Origin of the sequence: Streptomyces scabiei 87.22, from assembly GCF_000091305.1 — a bacterium.
GTDB classification, from domain to species: Bacteria; Actinomycetota; Actinomycetes; order Streptomycetales; family Streptomycetaceae; genus Streptomyces; species Streptomyces scabiei.
The window spans coordinates 4,127,450-4,146,695 of record NC_013929.1 but is presented as its reverse complement, the minus strand read 5'-3'; the positions used below and the strand labels follow the sequence as shown (position 1 = coordinate 4,146,695).

The window sequence follows — 19,246 nt, the reverse complement described above, 5'->3', positions numbered from 1 at the left end:
CGCTCTCCGTGCCCCGGTCTCCGGGACGCGGGTGGTGGCACTGACCCGGAGAACCTCACCCCATGAAGGTCAAGCCGAGCGTCAAGAAGATCTGCGACAAGTGCAGGGTGATCCGCCGTCACGGTCGGGTCATGGTCATCTGCGAGAACCCGCGCCACAAGCAGCGCCAGGGCTGACGCACGACCGAACCCTCTGCTCGATTCGCAGAGATTCGCGCGACGCAAGCTGAATATGTTCATACGCAGGACCCAGACGCGCTGAGCGTCTGACACCCCCGGCTCGGAGGCCGGGGACCCGCGTCGTACCTACTCCTCTCCTACAAGAGGAGGCCGGCGGCCGGGGCCCGGTTCTGTGGAAGACCTCCGACAATCACCAGGAGCCATTGAATGGCACGCGTTTCCGGTGTTGACATCCCGCGCGACAAGCGTGTGGAGGTCGCCCTCACCTATGTGTTCGGCATCGGCCGGACCCTCTCCCAGGAGACGCTGGCAGCGACCGGCGTCAACCCCGACACCCGCGTCCGCGACCTCTCCGAGGAGCAGCTCGTCGCGATCCGCGAGTACGTGGACAACAACATCAAGACCGAGGGTGACCTCCGTCGCGAGGTCCAGGCCGACATCCGCCGCAAGGTGGAGATCGGCTGCTACCAGGGCCTCCGTCACCGTCGTGGTCTGCCCGTCCGCGGTCAGCGCACCAGCACCAACGCCCGCACCCGCAAGGGCCCGCGTCGCGCCATCGCCGGTAAGAAGAAGCCGGGCAAGAAGTAGTCCTCAGCGGACAACGCTTCATCAGCGGTCTTCGCTGTAGGACCGACCACCTCCCCGTAGGAGTTTGTAGATGCCCCCCAAGGGTCGTCAGGGCGCTGCCAAGAAGGTGCGCCGCAAGGAAAAGAAGAACGTCGCTCACGGCCACGCGCACATCAAGAGCACGTTCAACAACACGATCGTCTCCATCACGGACCCCTCGGGCAACGTGATCTCCTGGGCCTCCGCCGGCCACGTCGGCTTCAAGGGCTCCCGGAAGTCCACGCCGTTCGCCGCGCAGATGGCCGCCGAGTCGGCCGCCCGTCGCGCGCAGGAGCACGGCATGCGCAAGGTCGACGTGTTCGTCAAGGGCCCGGGTTCGGGTCGTGAGACGGCCATCCGTTCGCTGCAGGCGACCGGTCTCGAGGTCGGCTCCATCCAGGACGTCACGCCCACCCCGCACAACGGCTGCCGTCCCCCCAAGCGCCGCCGCGTCTGACCCTCCGGGTCGGGTGCGCGACTGCTTGGTCTGAGGTTTTCGGGCGGTATGGCTCTTCGGGGCCATATCGCCCGTACCCTTGTAGTTCTCAAGGGCGTCAAATAGTGGGCGCCCCTGACAGAAGGATCACCACATGCTGATCGCTCAGCGTCCCTCGTTGACCGAAGAGGTCGTCGACGAATTCCGCTCCCGGTTCGTGATCGAGCCGCTGGAGCCGGGCTTCGGCTACACCCTCGGCAACAGCCTCCGTCGTACGCTCCTGTCGTCGATCCCCGGCGCTGCTGTCACCAGCATCCGGATCGACGGTGTCCTGCACGAGTTCACCACCGTGCCGGGCGTCAAGGAGGACGTCACCGACCTGATCCTCAACATCAAGCAGCTGGTCGTCTCCTCGGAGCACGACGAGCCGGTCGTGATGTACCTGCGCAAGCAGGGCCCGGGTCTGGTCACCGCCGCCGACATCGCGCCCCCGGCCGGTGTCGAGGTGCACAACCCCGACCTGGTCCTCGCCACGCTCAACGGCAAGGGCAAGCTGGAGATGGAGCTGACGGTCGAGCGCGGCCGCGGTTACGTCTCCGCCGTGCAGAACAAGCAGGTGGGCCAGGAGATCGGCCGTATCCCGGTCGACTCCATCTACTCGCCGGTTCTCAAGGTCACGTACAAGGTCGAGGCCACGCGTGTCGAGCAGCGCACCGACTTCGACAAGCTGATCGTCGACGTCGAGACCAAGCAGGCCATGCGTCCCCGTGACGCCATGGCGTCGGCCGGTAAGACCCTGGTCGAGCTGTTCGGTCTGGCCCGTGAGCTGAACATCGACGCCGAGGGCATCGACATGGGTCCGTCCCCGACGGACGCCGCGCTCGCCGCCGATCTGGCGCTGCCGATCGAGGAGCTGGAGCTCACCGTTCGGTCGTACAACTGCCTCAAGCGCGAGGGCATCCACTCCGTGGGTGAGCTCGTCGCCCGCTCCGAGGCCGACCTGCTCGACATCCGCAACTTCGGTGCGAAGTCGATCGACGAGGTCAAGGCGAAGCTGGCGGGCATGGGCCTGGCGCTCAAGGACTCGCCTCCCGGGTTCGACCCCACCGCTGCCGCGGACGCCTTCGGTGCGGACGACGACGCGGATGCCGGGTTCGTGGAGACCGAGCAGTACTAAGAGCTCGGGACCGACTGCCGGTTCTTGGCTGCCGGCCCGCTGTGGCTGGTCGCGCAGTTCCCCGCGCCCCTATGGGGCGCGGGGTCTCCGACGAGCAAACCCGCTCGCTCGGATACTGACCCCGGTACCTGATACGGCCGGGGCAGACACCTAGGAGAAACACCATGCCGAAGCCCACCAAGGGTGCCCGTCTGGGCGGCAGTGCCGCGCACGAGAAGCTGCTCCTCGCGAACCTCGCGAAGAGCCTCTTCGAGCACGGCCGCATCACCACCACCGAGGCGAAGGCCCGCCGTCTGCGGCCGTACGCCGAGCGTCTGATCACCAAGGGCAAGAAGGGCGACCTTCACAACCGCCGTCAGGTGCTTCAGGTGATCACGGACAAGAGCGTCGTCCACACGCTCTTCACCGAGATCGGCCCGCGCTACGAGAACCGTCCGGGTGGTTACACCCGTATCACCAAGATCGGTAACCGCCGCGGCGACAACGCGCCCATGGCCGTCATCGAGCTGGTCGAGGCGCTGACCGTCGCGCAGGAGGCCACGGGCGAGGCCGAGGCCGCCACCAAGCGTGCCGCCAAGGACGCGGAGACGCCTGCCGCTGAGGCCAAGGTCGACACCGCCAAGGCCGACGACAGCGCGGACGAGGCTGCCGAGGAGTCCAAGGACGCGTAAGCGTTCTGCGGGGTGCTGTGCGGTCGGTGGCTGCGGGTTCGCCGTGGTTGATCGCGCAGTTCCCCGCGCCCCTGGACGGGGCGCGTCTGAGTGGGTCCGTTCCTGTTAAGGGAGCGGGCCCGCTTTTTTGTAGCTGAGAGGATCTTCGTGTGAGTGATGAAGCGGCGCCCGGTCATGTCCGCGTCCGGCTGGACCTGTCGTACGACGGGAGCGAGTTCTCCGGGTGGGCCAAGCAGGCCGGGGGGCGGCGGACCGTCCAGGGGGAGATCGAGGACGCGCTGCGGACCGTGACGCGGTCCGGGGAGACGTACGAGCTGACCGTGGCCGGGCGGACCGATGCCGGGGTGCACGCGCGCGGGCAGGTGGCGCACGTGGACCTGCCGGAGGCGGTCTGGCGTGAACACCACGAGAAGCTGCTGAAGCGGCTCGCGGGGCGCCTGCCGAGGGACGTACGGGTCTGGGCCCTCAGAGAGGCGCCCAGCGGCTTCAACGCGCGGTTCTCGGCGATCTGGCGCCGGTACGCCTACCGGGTCACCGACAATCCCGGTGGGGTCGATCCGCTGCTGCGCGGGCACGTGCTGTGGCACGACTGGCCGCTCGACGTGGACGCGATGAACGAGGCGGCCCGGCTGCTGCTGGGCGAGCACGACTTCGCCGCCTACTGCAAGCGGCGCGAGGGGGCCACCACCATCCGTACGCTCCAGGAGCTGAGCCTGGTGCGGGGGGACGACGGGATCGTCACCGCGACCGTGCGGGCCGACGCCTTCTGCCACAACATGGTGCGCTCGCTGATCGGGGCGCTGCTGTTCGTGGGGGACGGACACCGGGGCGCCGACTGGCCGGGGAAGGTGCTGGCCGCGGGGGTGCGGGACTCCGCGGTGCACGTCGTACGGCCGCACGGGCTGACGCTGGAGGAGGTCGGCTACCCGGCGGACGAGCTGCTGGCCGCGCGGAGCAGGGAGGCGCGGAACCGGCGGACGCTGCCGGGGGCGCCCGGGGCCGGCTGCTGCTGACCCCGGGGCGGCCGGGCGGGGGCGGCTACCCCTCCGCCGCGGCGGCCGCCTGGGTCTCGCCCCGGCGGCGGATCTGCTCGAAGGTGGACCTGGCGAGGTCGTCGCCGGCGATGAAGACCGCCTTGTCCTTCTCCGTGACGTCCTTGCCGTCGGTGAAGCCGGACAGGGTGAAGTAGGCGTAGCGGCCGTAGGAGTTGAGGGTCGTCCGGCAGAACGTCGTGCGGCAGAAGGTGGGGACGCCCTCGCCGGAGAGGGAGACGATGGTGCTCTTCTTGTCCCAGTCGTCCTTGACCTTGGTCGCCTTGGCCTCGGTGTCGAACAGGGCGACGCCGATGGTGACCGCGATCTTCTCCCGGAAGTAGGTCACGCGCATGAAGCGGGTGCAGTCGTTGCTGCTCAGGAGGGTGCTCACGGTTCCCTGGACGGCCGAGGCACAGTTCGTCGTCGAGGCCGTGGCGCCCTTGCGGTAGACGACGTCGTCGCGCTTGGTCAGCTGGGAGCCCGGGAAGAGGATGTTCGGGCTGATCGGCGCCTTGTCCTTGCCGGAGCTGGAGATGAACTCCTTCGGGTCCAGCGGCGGCGGGGCCGAGGTCGGCGCGAAGGACGGGTCGGCCTTGGCGCTGGCGCTCGGGATGTCCCCGGCGGACGGCAGGCTGTTCGGGCCGTTCGCCGTGGTGTTGCCGCTGTCGGTGTTGACGACGGCGACGGCCACGGCGACGCCTATGCCGACCGTGGCGAGCGCGCCGCCGACGATCAGCAGGAGTCTGCGTCGCCTGTTGCGTGTTTCGGACTGCTCGGCGAGTGACGCCCAGTCCGGGGTCCGATTATTGGTGGAACCCCACTGATTGTCCCACGGATCGTGGGAACCCCCGGGGCTCCACTGAGACCCCCCCTGCCCAAAGCTCATGGGCCGCAGTTTAGACGGACGAAGGCATGCCTCACCCGGTTACGTGTGCGGCATGCCTTCGTCAGTGGTCAGAGGCGTGGCCGGGGCCGTTTTGACCCGCCCGGGGCAGCGCGAGTACGCTTGCCGCTTGTTATGCGTATTGGCTCGGCCGTTCTCAGGCGCGAAGCCGCTACGTAGGTTCCCTGGAGCAGTTACCAGTGGGCGGCATACGGACATCGTTCCCGGCACTGTCGTCCCCAGCTGCACGATCGCTTCAGTGATGCCATGTGTCAGCACCCATCCACTGAAGAAGAAGGCTGCGAAGTGCGTACGTACAGCCCTAAGCCCGGCGATGTGACTCGCCAGTGGCACGTCATTGACGCTCAGGACATCGTCCTGGGCCGTCTGGCTACCACTGCCGCGAACCTCCTCCGCGGCAAGCACAAGCCGACCTATGCCCCGCACATGGACATGGGCGACTTCGTCATCATCATCAACGCCGACAAGGTTCACCTGTCCGGCAACAAGAAGACCCAGAAGCTGGCGTACCGCCACTCCGGCTACCCGGGTGGTCTGCGCTCCGTCCGTTACGACGAGCTGCTGGCGAAGAACCCCGAGAAGGCCGTCGAGAAGGCCATCAAGGGCATGATCCCCAAGAACACCCTGGGCCGTCAGATGATCAGCAAGCTGAAGGTCTACTCGGGCGACCAGCACCCGCACGCTGCCCAGCAGCCGGTGCCGTTCGAGATCACCCAGGTCGCGCAGTAGTTCCGGCCACACCCCAAACAGAAAAGAATCTGAGGAGAACCGTGGCCGAGACCACCGTTGAGCAGCCGGTCGAAGAGACCGAGACCGAGCTCGTCGACATGGAGAGCTACACCACCGAGTCCGAGGTCCCCGTCGAGGGTGAGTACACCTCGGAGTCGCTCGCCGGCCGCTTCGGCGACCCGCAGCCGGCCGCCGGCCTGGGCCGTCGCAAGAACGCCATCGCCCGCGTCCGGATCGTCCCGGGCTCCGGCAAGTGGAAGATCAACGGTCGCACCCTTGAGGACTACTTCCCCAACAAGGTGCACCAGCAGGAAGTCAACGAGCCCTTCAAGGTCCTGGAGCTCGAAGGCCGTTACGACGTCATCGCCCGCATCTCCGGTGGCGGTGTCTCCGGCCAGGCCGGTGCGCTCCGTCTCGGTGTCGCCCGCGCGCTGAACGAGGCCGACGTCGACAACAACCGTGGCGCCCTCAAGAAGGCCGGCTTCCTCCGCCGCGACGACCGTGCGGTCGAGCGCAAGAAGGCCGGTCTGAAGAAGGCCCGCAAGGCCCCGCAGTACAGCAAGCGCTAAATCCCGGCGCTTCGCCGCACCGCTCGCTTCGCCCCGGTGGCACACTCCCTGTGCCGCCGGGGCGGTTTGCGTAGCAGGGTTGACGGTTCATCGCAGACGTACACGCAGACTGTCGGTACAACCCCGAAAGGGGGAGGACAGTCTCAGGGGATGTACTGGGTCCCGGGACGAGAGGGACACTCGGTGGACACCCGGTACGAGCCGCACATTCTCAGCAATTCGGAGGACACCACTGTGGGACGACTCTTCGGCACGGACGGCGTGCGCGGTGTCGCCAACGCGGATCTGACGGCCGAGCTCGCGCTCGGACTCTCCGTCGCGGCGGCACACGTACTCGCCGAGGCGGGAACGTTCGAGGGCCACAAGCCGGTGGCGGTGGTCGGACGGGATCCGCGGGCGTCCGGAGAGTTCCTGGAGGCGGCCGTCGTGGCCGGCCTCGCCAGCGCGGGCGTCGACGTGCTGTGTGTCGGTGTCCTGCCCACGCCCGCTGTGGCGTTCCTCACCGGGGAGCTGGGCGCCGACCTCGGCGTGATGCTCTCCGCCAGCCACAACGCCATGCCCGACAACGGCATCAAGTTCTTCGCCCGCGGCGGCCACAAGCTCGCCGACGACCTGGAGAACCGCATCGAGGGCGTCTACGAGGAGCACCGCACCGGGGCGCCCTGGGACCGGCCGACGGGCGCGGGGGTCGGACGCGTCCGGTCCTACGACGAGGGCTTCGAGCGGTACGTCGCGCATCTGCTGGCCGCGCTCCCCAACCGCCTGGACGGCCTGAAGATCGTCCTCGACGAGGCGCACGGCGCCGCCGCCGGGGTCTCGCCGGAGGTGTTCACCCGGGCCGGTGCCGAGATCGTCACCATCGGGGCCGAGCCGGACGGGCTCAACATCAACGACGGGTGCGGGTCGACGCACCTCGGGAAGCTGCGGGCCGCGGTCGTCGAGCACGGGGCGCACCTCGGCATCGCGCACGACGGGGACGCGGACCGGTGCCTCGCCGTGGACCACCAGGGCGACGAGGTCGACGGGGACCAGATCCTCGCGGTGCTCGCGCTGGCCATGCGGGAGCGGGGGGAGCTCCGCTCGGACACCGTGGTCGCGACCGTGATGTCCAACCTCGGCTTCAAGCTGGCGCTGGAGCGGGAGGGGCTGCGGCTCGTGCAGGCCGCGGTCGGGGACCGTTATGTGCTGGAGGAGATGAAGGAGCACGGGTACGCGCTCGGGGGCGAGCAGTCCGGGCACGTGATCATCTCCGACCACGCGACCACGGGTGACGGCACGCTGACGGGGTTGCTGCTGGCGGCCCGGGTCGCGCAGACCGGGCGTTCGCTGCGGGAGCTGGCGGGTGTGATGGAGCGGCTGCCGCAGGTGCTCGTCAATGTGCCGGACGTGGACCGCTCGCGGGTGTCCACGTCGGCGGAGCTGGCGGCGGCGGTTGCCGAGGCCGAGGGGGAACTGGGGTCCACGGGGCGGGTATTGCTGCGGCCCTCGGGGACGGAGCCGCTGGTCCGGGTGATGGTGGAGGCGGCCGACATCGAGCAGGCGCGTTCCGTCGCGGGGCGGCTCGCCGACGTGGTGAAGTCGGCGCTCGGATAGGTCCGGGGTTCGTTCCGGGTAGGGGCGTGGGGTTCTGTGCTTGGCGGGCTGCGGGTTCGTCGTGGCTTGTCGCGCAGTTCCCCGCGCCCCTTTTGTGCTGGGCCCCGGCTATGAAGTGCTGCGCTGTCGTGACCACAGCCACTTCTGGAGCAGCAGGGTGAGAGTGCCTGCCAGGACGATGCCCAGGAGGTTCAGGAGCAGTTGCTCCGTCGAGCCGGCCGTCTGTTTCATGTCGCCGTAGGCCAGGGCCACCGCCGCGTTCGCCGCCGCCGGGACCGTGGTGACCGAGATGGCCACGCCCACCAGGGCCCCGGACTTGGCCGAGGTGAGGGAGAGGGTGCCGGCGATGCCGGCCAGGACCGCCACGATGAACGAGAAGGCGTCGGGGGCGTAGACGAAGGCCGTGTTGGGGCGGTCGGCCTCCAGTTTGGCCTCGGTGAAGTAGCCGAGCGCGTCCATGAAGAGGCTGAAGGCGACCGTCACCGCCATGGCCGCCGCGAAGCCCACGAGGAGCGCGATCAGGGAGCGCAGGGCCAGGCGCGGGTGGCGTTGCACGATGGACGTGCTGATCCCGGCCAGCGGACCGAACTCGGGGCCGACGGCCATCGCGCCCACGATCAGGACCGCGTTGTCCAGGACCACACCGCAGGCCGCGATCATCGTGGCGAGGGTGATGAAGGCGACGTAGGTGACGGAGAGCGTCGACTCCTCGTGGGTGGCGTCCGTCAGGTGCTCCCACAGGACCGCGTCCGCGCCCTCGCCGGGCGCGTCCTTCTCGGCCTTGTCGGCCCGCTCGGAGAGCGACAGGTCGATGTTCTCGACCGCGATGGAGCCGGTGCGGTCCAGGTCCAACGCCCGTAGCGCGCCGATCAGTTCGTCGCCCGCCTCGCGCGCCACGTCGCACATCACGACGTCTCCGGCGGGGTCGCGGGCGGCGCCCGCCATGACGACGAGGTGGGTGGTGCCGACCGTGTCCTCGATCAGGCGTACCACCTCGTCGGTCCGGCCGGACGGGGTGATCAGGCGCAGATGCAGCATGCCCGCAGGGTAGCCGGGCCCGGTGGAGCTACAGCTTCCGGAGGCTGAGGCGGCGGACCTTGTGGTCGGCGCCCTTGCGGATGATGAGGGTGGCGCGGCCCCGGGTGGGGGCGATGTTCTCGACCAGGTTGGGCTTGTTGATGGTGCGCCAGAGGGTGCGGGCGTAGTCGAGGGCGTCGTCCTCGGATACCTGGGTGTACTTGCGGAAGTAGGAGTCGGGCTTCTGGAAGGCGGTCTGGCGGAGCTTCTTGAAGCGGTTGAGGTACCAGCGCTCGATGTCGTCGGCGCCGGCGTCGACGTACACGCTGAAGTCGAAGTAGTCGGCGAGACCCACGCGGGTGCGGCCGTCGCTGCCGGGCAGGGCGGGCTGCAGGACGTTCAGCCCCTCGACGATGAGGATGTCGGGGCGGCGGACCGTGAGTCGCTGGTCGGGGACGATGTCGTAGATGAGGTGGGAGTAGACGGGGGCCGTCACCTCGTCCTTGCCGGCCTTGATGTCGGCGACGAAACGGGTCAGGGCCCGGCGGTCGTAGGACTCGGGGAAGCCCTTGCGGGAGACCAGGCCGCGTTCCTGGAGGTCCTTCATGGGGAGCAGGAAACCGTCGGTGGTGACCAGCTCCACCCGCGGGTGTTCGGGCCAGCGGGCGAGGAGGGCCTGGAGGAGGCGGGCGACGGTGGACTTGCCGACGGCCACGGAACCGGCGACGCCTATGACGAACGGGGTGCCCGACTGGGAGCCCTGCTCGCCCAGGAAGGTGTTGAGGGCACCGCGCAGGCCGTCGGTGGCGCCGATGTAGAGGTTGAGGAGCCGGGACAGCGGCAGATAGATGTCCCGGACCTCGTCGAGGTCGATGACATCGCCCAGGCCGCGCAGCTTCTCGACCTCCTCGGCGTTGAGTGGGAGCGGCGTCTTTTCGCGCAGCGCGCTCCACTCGGCTCGGGTGAGGTCGACGTAGGGAGTCGCCTCCGGCCTGGGCCGGTGGGCGCTCCGCGGCAACGAGGAGGCCGGTGAGATCACAGTCCATTGTTAACGGAGTTTGAACAGGGTGACGGGGTGGGGTCCGTCACGCCGGGGGGCACGTTAGAGCATCAACTCCTCACTGTGGGTGAAAAGTGGCGAAGGTATGGACCTGGGGTGGAGGTGGGACTAGCGTCCGGGCCGCCGGGGAGGGAGCCGCCTTCCGGCCGACCCGGGGCTGTGAGCCCGGGGGAAGCGAGGTTGTCTGATGCCTTTTGGTGTACCTCTGCGGGTACGGGACGCCGTTCGGCGGGGGGCCGGCCGCGGTGACGCGGAGCTGGCCGGGCAGGTGTGCAGCGAGCTCTCGGTGGATCTGCCGGACGAGGATCTGGGCGAGTGTCTCTCCGACGCGATGGACATGTACCGGATGGGGAGCAAGCCCCGGTGCGAGGAGGCCGAGTACCTGGGGATGGTGCGGGAGGCGATCGAGCGGATCGAGGAGGGGAGTTGAGCGGCTGAGCCGGTCGTGGCGCGGGCCGGTCGTGAGGCGCGCCGGCGTGGGGCGGGCCGACGGGGGCGTCAGGCCGTGATGTCCCGCCAGGCCGCCGGGATCGACTCCGCCACGTCGTGGGCGCCCGCCGGGGCTCCGTCGGCGGCGTAGCGGCCCGCCAGGCCGTGGACGTACGCGGCCGCGCTCGCCGCGTCCAGGGGGGAGAGGCCGGCGGCCAGGAGCGAGCCCGCCAGGCCCGAGAGGACGTCACCGCTGCCGGCGGTGGCGAGCCAGGGCGTGCCGGTGGCGTTGACGCGGACCGGGGTGCCGGGGTCCGGGGTCGCGATCAGGGTGGTGGAGCCCTTGAGGAGGACCGTCGCGTCGTAGGCGCGGGCCAGGTCGCGTACGGCGGTGAGGCGGGACGCCTCGACCTCCTCGCGGGAGATGCCGAGCAGGGCCGCGGCCTCGCCGGCGTGCGGGGTCAGCAGGGTCGGGGCCGTGCGGGTGCGGACGCTCTCGCGGTCGGCGAGGCGGAGGCCGTCGGCGTCGAGGAGGACGGGGACGTCGGTGGAGAGCGCCTCGGCGACGGGGGCCGGGTCGTCGCCGGCTCCGGGACCGGCGACCCAGGCCTGGACCCGGCCCGCCTTCTTCGGGCCCGTGTCCGAGACCAGGGTCTCCGGGAACCGGGCGAGCACCGCGTCGCCGGCCGCGCCGACGTAACGGACCGCGCCCGCGCCGCCGCGCAGGGCGCCGGCGACCGCGAGGACCGCCGCGCCCGGGTAGCGGGCCGAGCCCGCCGCGATGCCCACGACACCCCGGCGGTACTTGTCGCTCTCCTGCGACGGGCGGGGGAGGAGGGCGGCCACGTCGGTGTGCTGGAGGGACTCCAGGGCGGGGGTGGCCGGGAGGGTGTCCGCGAGGCCGATGTCGACCAGCCGGACCGAGCCGGCGTACGTGCGGGCCGGGTCGACGAGGAGGCCCGGCTTGTGGGTGCCGAAGGTGACGGTGAGGTCGGCGCGGACCGCTTCGCCGTACACCTCGCCGGTGTCCGCCTCGATGCCGCTCGGGAGGTCCACGGCGACGACGGTGGCGGGGGAGGCGGCGGCCAGGGCGGCCAGGCGGGCCGCTTCCGGGCGCAGGCCGCCCTTGCCGCCGATGCCGACGACGCCGTCCAGGACGAGGTCGGCGCGGCGGATGTGGGCTTCGGCGGCGGTGGGGGTGGCGGTGGTGCCGCCCGCCCGGAGGAGAGCGTGAAGGGCGGCCTGGTGGGTGCGGTCGGGGGAGAGGAGCACGGCGGTCACTCCCGCGCCCCGCCGTGCCAGGCGGGCGCCGGCGTACAGCGCGTCGCCGCCGTTGTCGCCGCTGCCGGTGAGGACGACGACGCGGCTGCCGTAGACGCGGCGGGGGAGGATGTCGGCGCAGGCGGCGGCCAGGCCCGCGGCCGCGCGCTGCATCAGGGCGCCGTCGGGGAGGCGGGCCATGAGGGTGCGTTCGGCTGTGCGGACGGTTTCTACGCGGTGGGCTGAGCGCATGGGGACGAGTCTGCCTTGTGTGGGGGGCCGGGTGCAGCTGGGCCGGGGGTGCTGCGGGCTGGGCTCTGTTGCTGTCGGGTGGGGTGCGTGGTCGGGTGCGGGTGCGTGGGGCTTCTCGCGCAGTTCCCCGCGCCCCTAAAAGACACAGGCCCCTGCGGGCCTGAAAGCCCACGGTCGTGTGGGCCGGAAGTCAACGGTCCTGCGGGCCTGAAAAGCTCGGGGCGCAGCCCCTGCTTTTCAGGGGCGCGGGGAACTGCGCGACCAGCCCCCACTCACCCGCACCCGACCACGCACCCCGCCCGCACCCGACCACGCACCCGACAACGCACCCCACCCGCACCCGCAGCGCGCCGCGTCACCCCTCCGCGATCACCACCGCCGATGCCACCCCCGCGTCATGGCTCAGGGAGATGTGCCAGGACGTGACGCCCAGCGCGGAGGCCCGGGACGCCACCGTGCCGGACACCCGCAGGCGCGGCTGGCCGGAAGGCTCGACATACACCTCCGCGTCGGTCCAGCGCAGCCCGCTGGGCGCGCCGAGGGCCTTCGCGAGGGCCTCCTTCGCGGCGAAGCGGGCCGCGAGGGAGGCGACGCCCCGGCGTTCCCCGCTGGGCAGCAGCAGTTCGCTCGGGAGGAAGAGACGGTCGGCCAGACTGGGCGTGCGCTCCAGCGAGGCGCGGAAACGGTCGATCTCGGCGACGTCGATGCCGACTCCGATGATGGGCATGATCCGCACCCTACGGTGGACGCGGCGGCTCTCACTCCACGGTCACGGACTTCGCCAGGTTCCGCGGCTGGTCCACCTCGTTGCCCCGGGCGGTGGCCAGTTCGCAAGCGAAGACCTGGAGGGGGACGGTGGCGACCAGCGGCTGCAGCAGGGTCGGGGTCACCGGGACGCGGATCAGGTGGTCGGCGTACGGGACGACCGCCTCGTCGCCCTCCTCCGCGATGACGATGGTGCGGGCGCCGCGCGCGCGGATCTCCTGGATGTTGGAGACGATCTTGTCGTGCAGGAGGGAGCGGCCCGCCGGGGAGGGGACCACGACGACCACCGGCAGGTCCTCCTCGATCAGGGCGATCGGGCCGTGCTTCAGCTCGCCCGCCGCGAAGCCCTCCGCGTGCATGTAGGCCAGCTCCTTGAGCTTCAGGGCGCCCTCCAGGGCCACCGGATAGCCCACGTGCCGGCCCAGGAACAGGACCGTGTCCTTGTCGGCGAGGGTGCGCGCCAGCTCCCGTACCGGCTCCATCGTTTCGAGGACCCGCTCCACCTCGCGGGAGATGCGGGAGAGGTCGCGGACCACCGCCCGGATCTCGTCGCCCCACTTCGTGCCGCGCACCTGGCCGAGATAGAGGGCGACGAGGTAGCAGGCCACCAGCTGGGTCAGGAACGCCTTCGTGGAGGCGACGGCCACCTCGGGCCCCGCGTGGGTGTAGAGGACCGCGTCGGACTCGCGGGGGATCGTCGAGCCGTTGGTGTTGCAGATGGCGAGGACCCGGGCGCCCTGTTCGCGGGCGTGCCGCAGGGCCATCAGCGTGTCCATGGTCTCGCCGGACTGGGAGATCGCGACGACCAGGGTGTGCGGGCCGAGGATCGGGTCCCGGTAGCGGAACTCGCTCGCCAGCTCCACCTCGCAGGGGATCCGCGTCCAGTGCTCGATGGCGTACTTGGCGATCAGCCCGGCGTGGAAGGCCGTACCGCACGCGACGATGACCACCTTGTCCAGCTCGCGCAGCTCCGCGTCGCGGATGCGGACCTCGTCCAGGCTCAGGGTGCCCGCCGCGTCGATACGGCCGAGGAGGGTGTCCGCGACCGCCTTGGGCTGCTCGGCGATCTCCTTGAGCATGAAGTAGTCGTAGCCGCCCTTCTCCGCCGCCGACGCGTCCCAGTCGACGTGGTACGAGCGGACCTCGGCGGGGCGGCCGTCGAACGTCGTGACCGTGACGCCGTCGCGGCGCAGCTCGACCACCTGGTCCTGGCCCAGCTCGATGGCCGAGCGGGTGTGGGCGATGAACGCGGCCACGTCCGAGGCGAGGAACGCCTCGCCCTCGCCGACCCCGACGACCAGCGGCGAGTTCCGGCGGGCGCCCACGACCACGTCCGGCGCGTCCGCGTGCACCGCGACCAGCGTGAACGCCCCCTCCAGCCGGCGGCACACCAGGCGCATGGCCTCCGCGAGGTCGTCGCACGAGGAGAACTCCTCGGCGAGCAGGTGGGCGACGACCTCGGTGTCCGTCTCGGAGAGCAGGTCGTGGCCGCGCCCGGCCAGTTCGGCCCGGAGCGCGGCGAAGTTCTCGATGATGCCGTTGTGGACGACGGCGACCCGGCCCGCGTTGTCGAGGTGCGGGTGGGCGTTGGTGTCGGTGGGGCCGCCGTGGGTGGCCCAGCGGGTGTGGCCGACGCCGGTCGATCCGGTCGGCAGCGGGCGGCCGACCAGCTCCTTCTCCAGGTTGACCAGCTTCCCCGCCTTCTTCGCGGCGGCCAGGCCCCCGTCGGCGAGGACCGCCACGCCCGCGGAGTCGTACCCCCGGTACTCCAGCCGCCTCAGCCCGGCCAGGACCACGTCGAGCGCGGACTGCGCGCCGACGTATCCCACGATTCCGCACATATCAACCCCTGTGTCGTACCGTTCGCGACCTGTCGTGTGCCAAGGGTGACTGTACGTGACGCCGATGGTGTCCGGTGAGCCCGCATATCGGGTGACTTCCTCCATGCGTATCGGGTGACCGTACGCGCGGCGACCGCGTCCGGGCGAGTGCGGCACGTATCGCTGATCACATGACGAGCCGACAAAAGACGAGCCGGCGAACGAGGCTCGGGGCCCTGGCCGTGTGCCTCGCCCTGGTGACCGCACTCCCGGCAACCGACGCCGCCGCGGCCCCCCGCGCGCCGATCTCCGCGCCGCACCGCTCCGCCGTTCCGCCCGGTGACGGCCCCCTCGTCCCCGGTGTGCCGCCCGGCCCGCACCAGCCCTGGCAGATCGACACGCCGGACCAGGCGCTCCCGCCCCGGGTGTACGCGCCCGGCGCGGCGGAGGACGCGGTGGAGCCGAGGCGCGCGGCGGCCGGGACGTACGACCTCATCGAGTACGTGCCGCTCGGCGAGGCCCAGGCGTTCGCCGCGGCCGCCGTCACCTGTACGAAGCTGGCGGGGCCCTACCAGCGGCAGGTCGAGCGGTATCTGCGGCGGAAGGTGGACGGGAAGCAGTCGCGGGCCGACTGTCTGGCGATCCGGGCGTTCCAGGTCAAGCAGCGCATCAAGCCGGCGATCGGCTTCGCGGGGCCGGTGACCTGGGCGCGGATGCAGCTGCTGGCCGCCCGCAAGAACCCCAACGCGGCCGGGAAGTGCCCGGTGCGCACGTACCGGGTGGCGTGTGTGGACCTGTCGCGGCAGCTCACCTGGGTGCAGAAGGGGAAGAAGGTGGTGTTCGGGCCGGTGCCGATGCGCAGCGGGCGGAAGGCGTACCCGACCCGGGCGGGGTGGCACACGGTGTACTGGAAGCACAAGAACCACTGGTCGACGCTCTACAACACGCCTATGCCGTACAGCCAGTTCTTCAGCGGCGGACAGGCGTTCCACGCCGTCTACGGGTCCATCTACACGGAGATCGGGTCCATGGGCTGTGTGAACCTGCGGCTGGCGGACGCGCGGACGCTGTGGGGGGTGCTGAAGACGAAGGACCGGGTCTTCGTGTGGGGGAAGCGGCCGGGGAAGTGAGGCGGGCGGGGCCGGGTCGTTCGTACGTCAGGGGCCGCGCCCGTTCGAAGGGGACGTCCGTGGCTCTGAGACACTGGGGCTGACATGAGTGAGACAGCACCTCTGCGGAGCGCGCCCCTGCGGGCCCGTGCCGAGATCGATCTGGATGCCCTGCGGGCCAATGTGCGGACCCTGCGCGCGCGGGCGGCGGGTGCCGAACTGATGGCCGTCGTCAAGTCCGACGCGTACGGCCACGGGGCGGTCCGGTGTGCCCGGGCCGCCGTCGAGGCGGGCGCGACCTGGCTCGGGACGGCCACGCCGGAGGAGGCGCTGGCGCTGCGGGCGGCGGGTCTGTCCGGGCGGCTGATGTGCTGGCTGTGGGCGCCGGGCGGACCCTGGCGTGAGGCGGTCGAGGCCGACATCGACGTCGCGGTCAGCGGGCTGTGGGCGCTGCGGGAGGTCACCGACGCCGCCCGCGCCGCCGGACTGCGCGCGCGGGTGCAGCTCAAGGCCGACACCGGGCTCGGACGCAACGGCTGCGCGCCCGGCGACTGGCCGGAACTCGTCACCGAGGCGCTGCGGGCCGAGGCCGAGGGGCTGGTGAAGGTCACCGGACTCTGGTCGCACTTCGCCTGCGCCGACGAGCCCGGTCACCCCTCCATCGAGGCCCAGCTCACCCGCTTCCGCGACATGATCGCCCACGCCGAGGAGCAGGGCGTCCGCCCCGAGGTGCGGCACATCGCCAACTCCCCGGCCACGCTCACCCTTCCGGACGCGCGCTTCGACCTCGTCCGGACGGGCATCGCGGTCTACGGCGTCTCCCCCAGCCCGGAGCTGGGCAGCGCGGCCGACCTCGGGCTGCGGCCCGTCATGCGGCTCAGCGCCTCGCTCGCGCTGGTCAAGCACGTCCCCGCCGGCCACGGCGTCAGCTACGGCCACCACTACGTCACGCCCGGCGCCACCACCCTCGGCCTGGTCCCCGTCGGTTACGCGGACGGGGTCCCCCGGCACGCCTCCGGCACCGGGCCCGTCCTCGTCGGCGGCAAGTGGCGGACCGTCGCGGGCCGGGTCGCCATGGACCAGTTCGTCGTCGACCTCGGCGGGGACGAACCCGTCGCCGGGGACGAGGTCGTGCTGTTCGGGGCCGGTGACCGGGGCGAGCCGACCGCCGAGGACTGGGCGCAGGCGGCCGGGACCATCGCGTACGAGATCGTCACGCGCATCGGAACCCGTGTCCCGCGCGTCTACGTCGATACGGGTGAATGACCGGGCGCGTGCGGCCACGCGCGCGGCCCCCGAGGATGTGATCACGGGTGTCCGGCGCGGGCGCGCCGGGGTGTGATCCGGGGCACGTCCGGGCACGGGCATGAGCGGGCGGCCCCCGAACACGAGTAAGTGAAAGACGTACAGGACTGGACACTCCGTACGGATGTGCGGAGCGACAGCGACAGCGGTAGCGGGACCGGCAGCGGGACCGGACGTCGGCGAAGAGGAGCGGGACGTGAGCGAGAGCAGCGCGGAGGCCGTGGAGGCCGTCGCGAGCGCGGCCGCCGCCTCGGCCGCGTCCGGCGACGGCATCTGGCGCAGAGCGGGTGTCGCGGGGGCGGCGATAGGCGTGGTCGCGGCGGGCGCGGCGGCGGGCGTCGCCATAGAGCGGCTCACCGTCGGACGCGGCATGCGCCGCAAGGCCCAGCTCGCGCTCGACTCCACCGGCCCGTACGGGACGCTGCGCGGCACCCCCGGCAAGGCGTACGCCGACGACGGCACCGAGCTGTACTACGAGGTCGACGACGTCGAGCCCGAGGCCGGGCTCTCACCCCGCAGACGCCGCCTCTTCGGCCGCAAGGCCCCGGCCCCGGTCACCGTCGTCTTCAGCCACGGCTACTGCCTCAACCAGGACTCCTGGCACTTCCAGCGGGCCGCGCTGCGCGGGGTCGTGCGGACCGTGCACTGGGACCAGCGCAGCCACGGCCGCTCCGGCCGGGGCGTGGCCCAGGTGCGGGACGGTCTGCCGGTCGCCATCGACCAGCTCGGGCGCGACCTGCGGGCCGTCATCGACGCGGCCGTGCCCGAGGGGCCCATCGTGCTCGTCGGGCACTCCATGGGCGGCATGACGGTCATGGCGCTGGCCGCGCACAGCCCGGAGCTGATCCGCGAGCGGGTCGTGGCCGTCGCGCTCGTCGGTACGTCCTCGGGGCGGCTCGGCGAGGTCAACTTCGGGCTGCCGGTCGCGGGCGTCAACGCGGTGCGGCGGGTGCTGCCGGGAGTGCTGAAGGCGCTGGGGCAGCAGGCGGCGCTGGTGGAGCGGGGGCGGCGGGCGACCGCCGATCTGTTCGCCGGGATCATCAAGCGGTACTCGTTCGCCTCGCGGGACGTCGACCCGGCGGTCGCGCGGTTCGCCGAGCGGATGATCGAAGGTACGCCCATCGACGTGGTCGCCGAGTTCTATCCGGCGTTCACCGAGCACGACAAGACCGAGGCCCTCGCGGCCTTCGCGGAGCTGCCGGTGCTCGTGCTGGCCGGGGTCAAGGACCTCGTCACGCCGAGCGAGCACAGCGAGGTGATCGCCGACCTGCTGCCGGACGCGGAGCTGGTGCTCGTCCCGGACGCCGGACATCTGGTGATGCTGGAGCACCCCGAGGTGGTGACCGACCGGCTCGCGGACCTGCTCACCCGGGCGGGGGCCGTGCCGGCGGGGGCTACCGTTACTGGTTATGGAAGCGCCAGCAGCACCGCACGTCCCGGGTGAGTCCGGGCCGTCTCTGCGGATCACCGTTCATTCGCCCGACCGGATGCGGGACCTGGGCCGTCGCCTGGCCAAGCTCCTGCGCGCGGGCGATCTCGTGATGCTCAACGGGGAGTTGGGCGCCGGGAAGACCACCCTCACCCGGGGGCTCGGCGAGGGGCTGGAGGTACGGGGTGCGGTCACCTCGCCGACCTTCGTCATCGCCCGGGTGCATCCCTCCCTGGTGGCGGGGCCACCGCTCGTCCACGTCGACGCGTACCGCCTGGGCGGCGGGCTCGACGAGATGGAGGACCTCGATCTCGACGTCTCGCTGCCCGATTCGGTGATCGTGGTGGAGTGGGGCGAGGGGAAGGTCGAGGAGCTGACGGACGACCGGCTGAGCGTCGTCATCCACCGGGCCGTCGGGGACACCACGGACGAGGTACGGCTGGTGACCGTCACCGGGCTGGGTGAACGGTGGGCGTCGGTGGAACTGGGTGTGCTTTGCGCGTAGCGCTCCGCCTGTGCGCTCCGCCTGTGCGCTCCGCTGGGGCGGGGCGTGGGTTCCGACGGGGTGTCGGTAAGTGTTGCGCGGGGTGTCCTCGGCGTGGTCACATGGGGACAGTTCTTGGTTAGGTGTACCTAACCTGGTTCGCCCGGCACCAGGAGGCGTCCATGTCGACAGCGGAACACAGGCCGAGGCCGTCCTCCTCCGGGGCGGGCGGGGTGTCGATGCGGGACCTTCTGGCTGCGTGTGCGGCGGCGAAGGTGATTTCCACGCCGCCGGTAGCTCCGCCTGTTGCTCCGCCGGTCAAGGGGGAGGGGCGGCGCGGGGTGGATGAGCGGCGTCCCAGGGCTGCGGCGTAGCGCTCCGGGTGGGGTGGTCTCGGTCCGGTCGCGGCTGCGGGTGG

20 protein-coding genes are annotated in these 19,246 nt (G+C 71.1%); 14 read left to right on the top strand and 6 right to left on the bottom strand.

From position 1 onward, the window contains the following. Positions 1-62 precede the first annotated feature (62 nt). The 6 genes from rpmJ to truA all read left to right on the top strand — a co-directional run bounded on the left by rpmJ (position 63) and on the right by truA (position 4,082). Complete coding sequence (rpmJ, locus tag SCAB_RS17395) at positions 63-176, top strand: 50S ribosomal protein L36 (RefSeq protein WP_003998809.1); 114 nt, start codon at positions 63-65, stop codon at positions 174-176. A 210-nt stretch (positions 177-386) separates the two neighbouring features. After that, positions 387-767 carry a 30S ribosomal protein S13 gene (rpsM, locus tag SCAB_RS17390; protein WP_005481202.1) on the top strand — a complete coding sequence of 127 codons (381 nt, stop codon included), beginning with the start codon at positions 387-389 and terminating at the stop codon, positions 765-767. A gap of 70 nt (positions 768-837) precedes the next feature. Next, the gene (rpsK, locus tag SCAB_RS17385; RefSeq protein WP_003956432.1) at positions 838-1,242 is read left to right on the top strand and encodes a 30S ribosomal protein S11; all 405 of its coding nucleotides are present in this window, start codon (positions 838-840) and stop codon (positions 1,240-1,242) included. 133 nt (positions 1,243-1,375) lie between these two features. Next, entirely contained in the window at positions 1,376-2,398 is a 1,023-nt protein-coding gene (locus SCAB_RS17380) for a DNA-directed RNA polymerase subunit alpha (RefSeq protein WP_003966937.1), read from the top strand. A 164-nt stretch (positions 2,399-2,562) separates the two neighbouring features. Further along, positions 2,563-3,069, top strand: a complete 507-nt coding sequence (gene rplQ / locus SCAB_RS17375) for a 50S ribosomal protein L17 (protein WP_013001403.1) — start codon at positions 2,563-2,565, stop codon at positions 3,067-3,069. Between the two features lie 149 nt (positions 3,070-3,218). Continuing rightward, a complete protein-coding gene (truA, locus tag SCAB_RS17370) occupies positions 3,219-4,082 on the top strand; it encodes a tRNA pseudouridine(38-40) synthase TruA (protein WP_013001402.1) in 864 nt (287 codons plus the stop codon). 25 nt (positions 4,083-4,107) lie between these two features. Here truA and SCAB_RS17365 read toward each other — a convergent pair whose 3' ends face one another. Further along, positions 4,108-4,989, bottom strand: coding sequence for a hypothetical protein (locus SCAB_RS17365; protein ID WP_013001401.1), 882 nt, complete (start codon positions 4,987-4,989; stop codon positions 4,108-4,110). 303 nt (positions 4,990-5,292) lie between these two features. On the opposite strand from SCAB_RS17365, the gene rplM reads away from it, so the two are divergent. The 3 genes from rplM (at position 5,293) to glmM (ending at position 7,898) form a co-directional block, all read left to right on the top strand. Further along, the gene (rplM, locus tag SCAB_RS17360; RefSeq protein WP_013001400.1) at positions 5,293-5,736 is read left to right on the top strand and encodes a 50S ribosomal protein L13; all 444 of its coding nucleotides are present in this window, start codon (positions 5,293-5,295) and stop codon (positions 5,734-5,736) included. A 41-nt stretch (positions 5,737-5,777) separates the two neighbouring features. Beyond that, on the top strand, positions 5,778-6,305 hold the full coding sequence (gene rpsI, locus SCAB_RS17355; RefSeq protein ID WP_013001399.1) for a 30S ribosomal protein S9: 528 nt from the start codon (positions 5,778-5,780) through the stop codon (positions 6,303-6,305). A gap of 234 nt (positions 6,306-6,539) precedes the next feature. Beyond that, positions 6,540-7,898, top strand: a complete 1,359-nt coding sequence (gene glmM, locus SCAB_RS17350) for a phosphoglucosamine mutase (RefSeq protein WP_037727646.1) — start codon at positions 6,540-6,542, stop codon at positions 7,896-7,898. Between the two features lie 108 nt (positions 7,899-8,006). On the opposite strand, the gene SCAB_RS17345 is transcribed toward glmM, so the two are convergent. Then, positions 8,007-8,936 (bottom strand): DUF389 domain-containing protein, encoded by a 930-nt coding sequence (locus SCAB_RS17345; protein WP_013001397.1) that lies wholly within the window; start codon positions 8,934-8,936, stop codon positions 8,007-8,009. Positions 8,937-8,964: 28 nt separating this feature from the next. Next, positions 8,965-9,954, bottom strand: coding sequence for a type I pantothenate kinase (gene coaA / locus SCAB_RS17340; RefSeq protein ID WP_013001396.1), 990 nt, complete (start codon positions 9,952-9,954; stop codon positions 8,965-8,967). Positions 9,955-10,162: 208 nt separating this feature from the next. On the opposite strand from coaA, the gene SCAB_RS17335 reads away from it, so the two are divergent. After that, positions 10,163-10,405 (top strand): hypothetical protein, encoded by a 243-nt coding sequence (locus SCAB_RS17335; RefSeq protein WP_037727131.1) that lies wholly within the window; start codon positions 10,163-10,165, stop codon positions 10,403-10,405. 68 nt (positions 10,406-10,473) lie between these two features. Here SCAB_RS17335 and SCAB_RS17330 read toward each other — a convergent pair whose 3' ends face one another. The 3 genes from SCAB_RS17330 to glmS form a co-directional block, all read right to left on the bottom strand. After that, entirely contained in the window at positions 10,474-11,916 is a 1,443-nt protein-coding gene (locus SCAB_RS17330) for a bifunctional ADP-dependent NAD(P)H-hydrate dehydratase/NAD(P)H-hydrate epimerase (RefSeq protein ID WP_013001394.1), read from the bottom strand. Between the two features lie 355 nt (positions 11,917-12,271). Further along, the gene (locus SCAB_RS17325; RefSeq protein WP_013001393.1) at positions 12,272-12,643 is read right to left on the bottom strand and encodes a holo-ACP synthase; all 372 of its coding nucleotides are present in this window, start codon (positions 12,641-12,643) and stop codon (positions 12,272-12,274) included. A gap of 31 nt (positions 12,644-12,674) precedes the next feature. Then, positions 12,675-14,522 (bottom strand): glutamine--fructose-6-phosphate transaminase (isomerizing), encoded by a 1,848-nt coding sequence (gene glmS, locus SCAB_RS17320; RefSeq protein WP_013001392.1) that lies wholly within the window; start codon positions 14,520-14,522, stop codon positions 12,675-12,677. 170 nt (positions 14,523-14,692) lie between these two features. Here glmS and SCAB_RS17315 point away from each other — a divergent pair, with 170 nt between their 5' ends. The 4 genes from SCAB_RS17315 (at position 14,693) to tsaE (ending at position 18,849) form a co-directional block, all read left to right on the top strand. Then, complete coding sequence (locus tag SCAB_RS17315) at positions 14,693-15,631, top strand: L,D-transpeptidase (protein ID WP_046773960.1); 939 nt, start codon at positions 14,693-14,695, stop codon at positions 15,629-15,631. Between the two features lie 84 nt (positions 15,632-15,715). After that, positions 15,716-16,876: an alanine racemase gene (gene alr, locus SCAB_RS17310; RefSeq protein ID WP_013001390.1), complete on the top strand. Its 1,161-nt coding sequence runs from the start codon at positions 15,716-15,718 to the stop codon at positions 16,874-16,876. A 235-nt stretch (positions 16,877-17,111) separates the two neighbouring features. Continuing rightward, a complete protein-coding gene (locus tag SCAB_RS17305) occupies positions 17,112-18,359 on the top strand; it encodes an alpha/beta fold hydrolase (RefSeq protein WP_013001389.1) in 1,248 nt (415 codons plus the stop codon). Next, positions 18,325-18,849 carry a tRNA (adenosine(37)-N6)-threonylcarbamoyltransferase complex ATPase subunit type 1 TsaE gene (gene tsaE, locus SCAB_RS17300; RefSeq protein ID WP_078580127.1) on the top strand — a complete coding sequence of 175 codons (525 nt, stop codon included), beginning with the start codon at positions 18,325-18,327 and terminating at the stop codon, positions 18,847-18,849. The genes SCAB_RS17305 and tsaE overlap by 35 nt, the downstream gene beginning before the upstream one ends. Positions 18,850-19,246 lie beyond the last annotated feature (397 nt).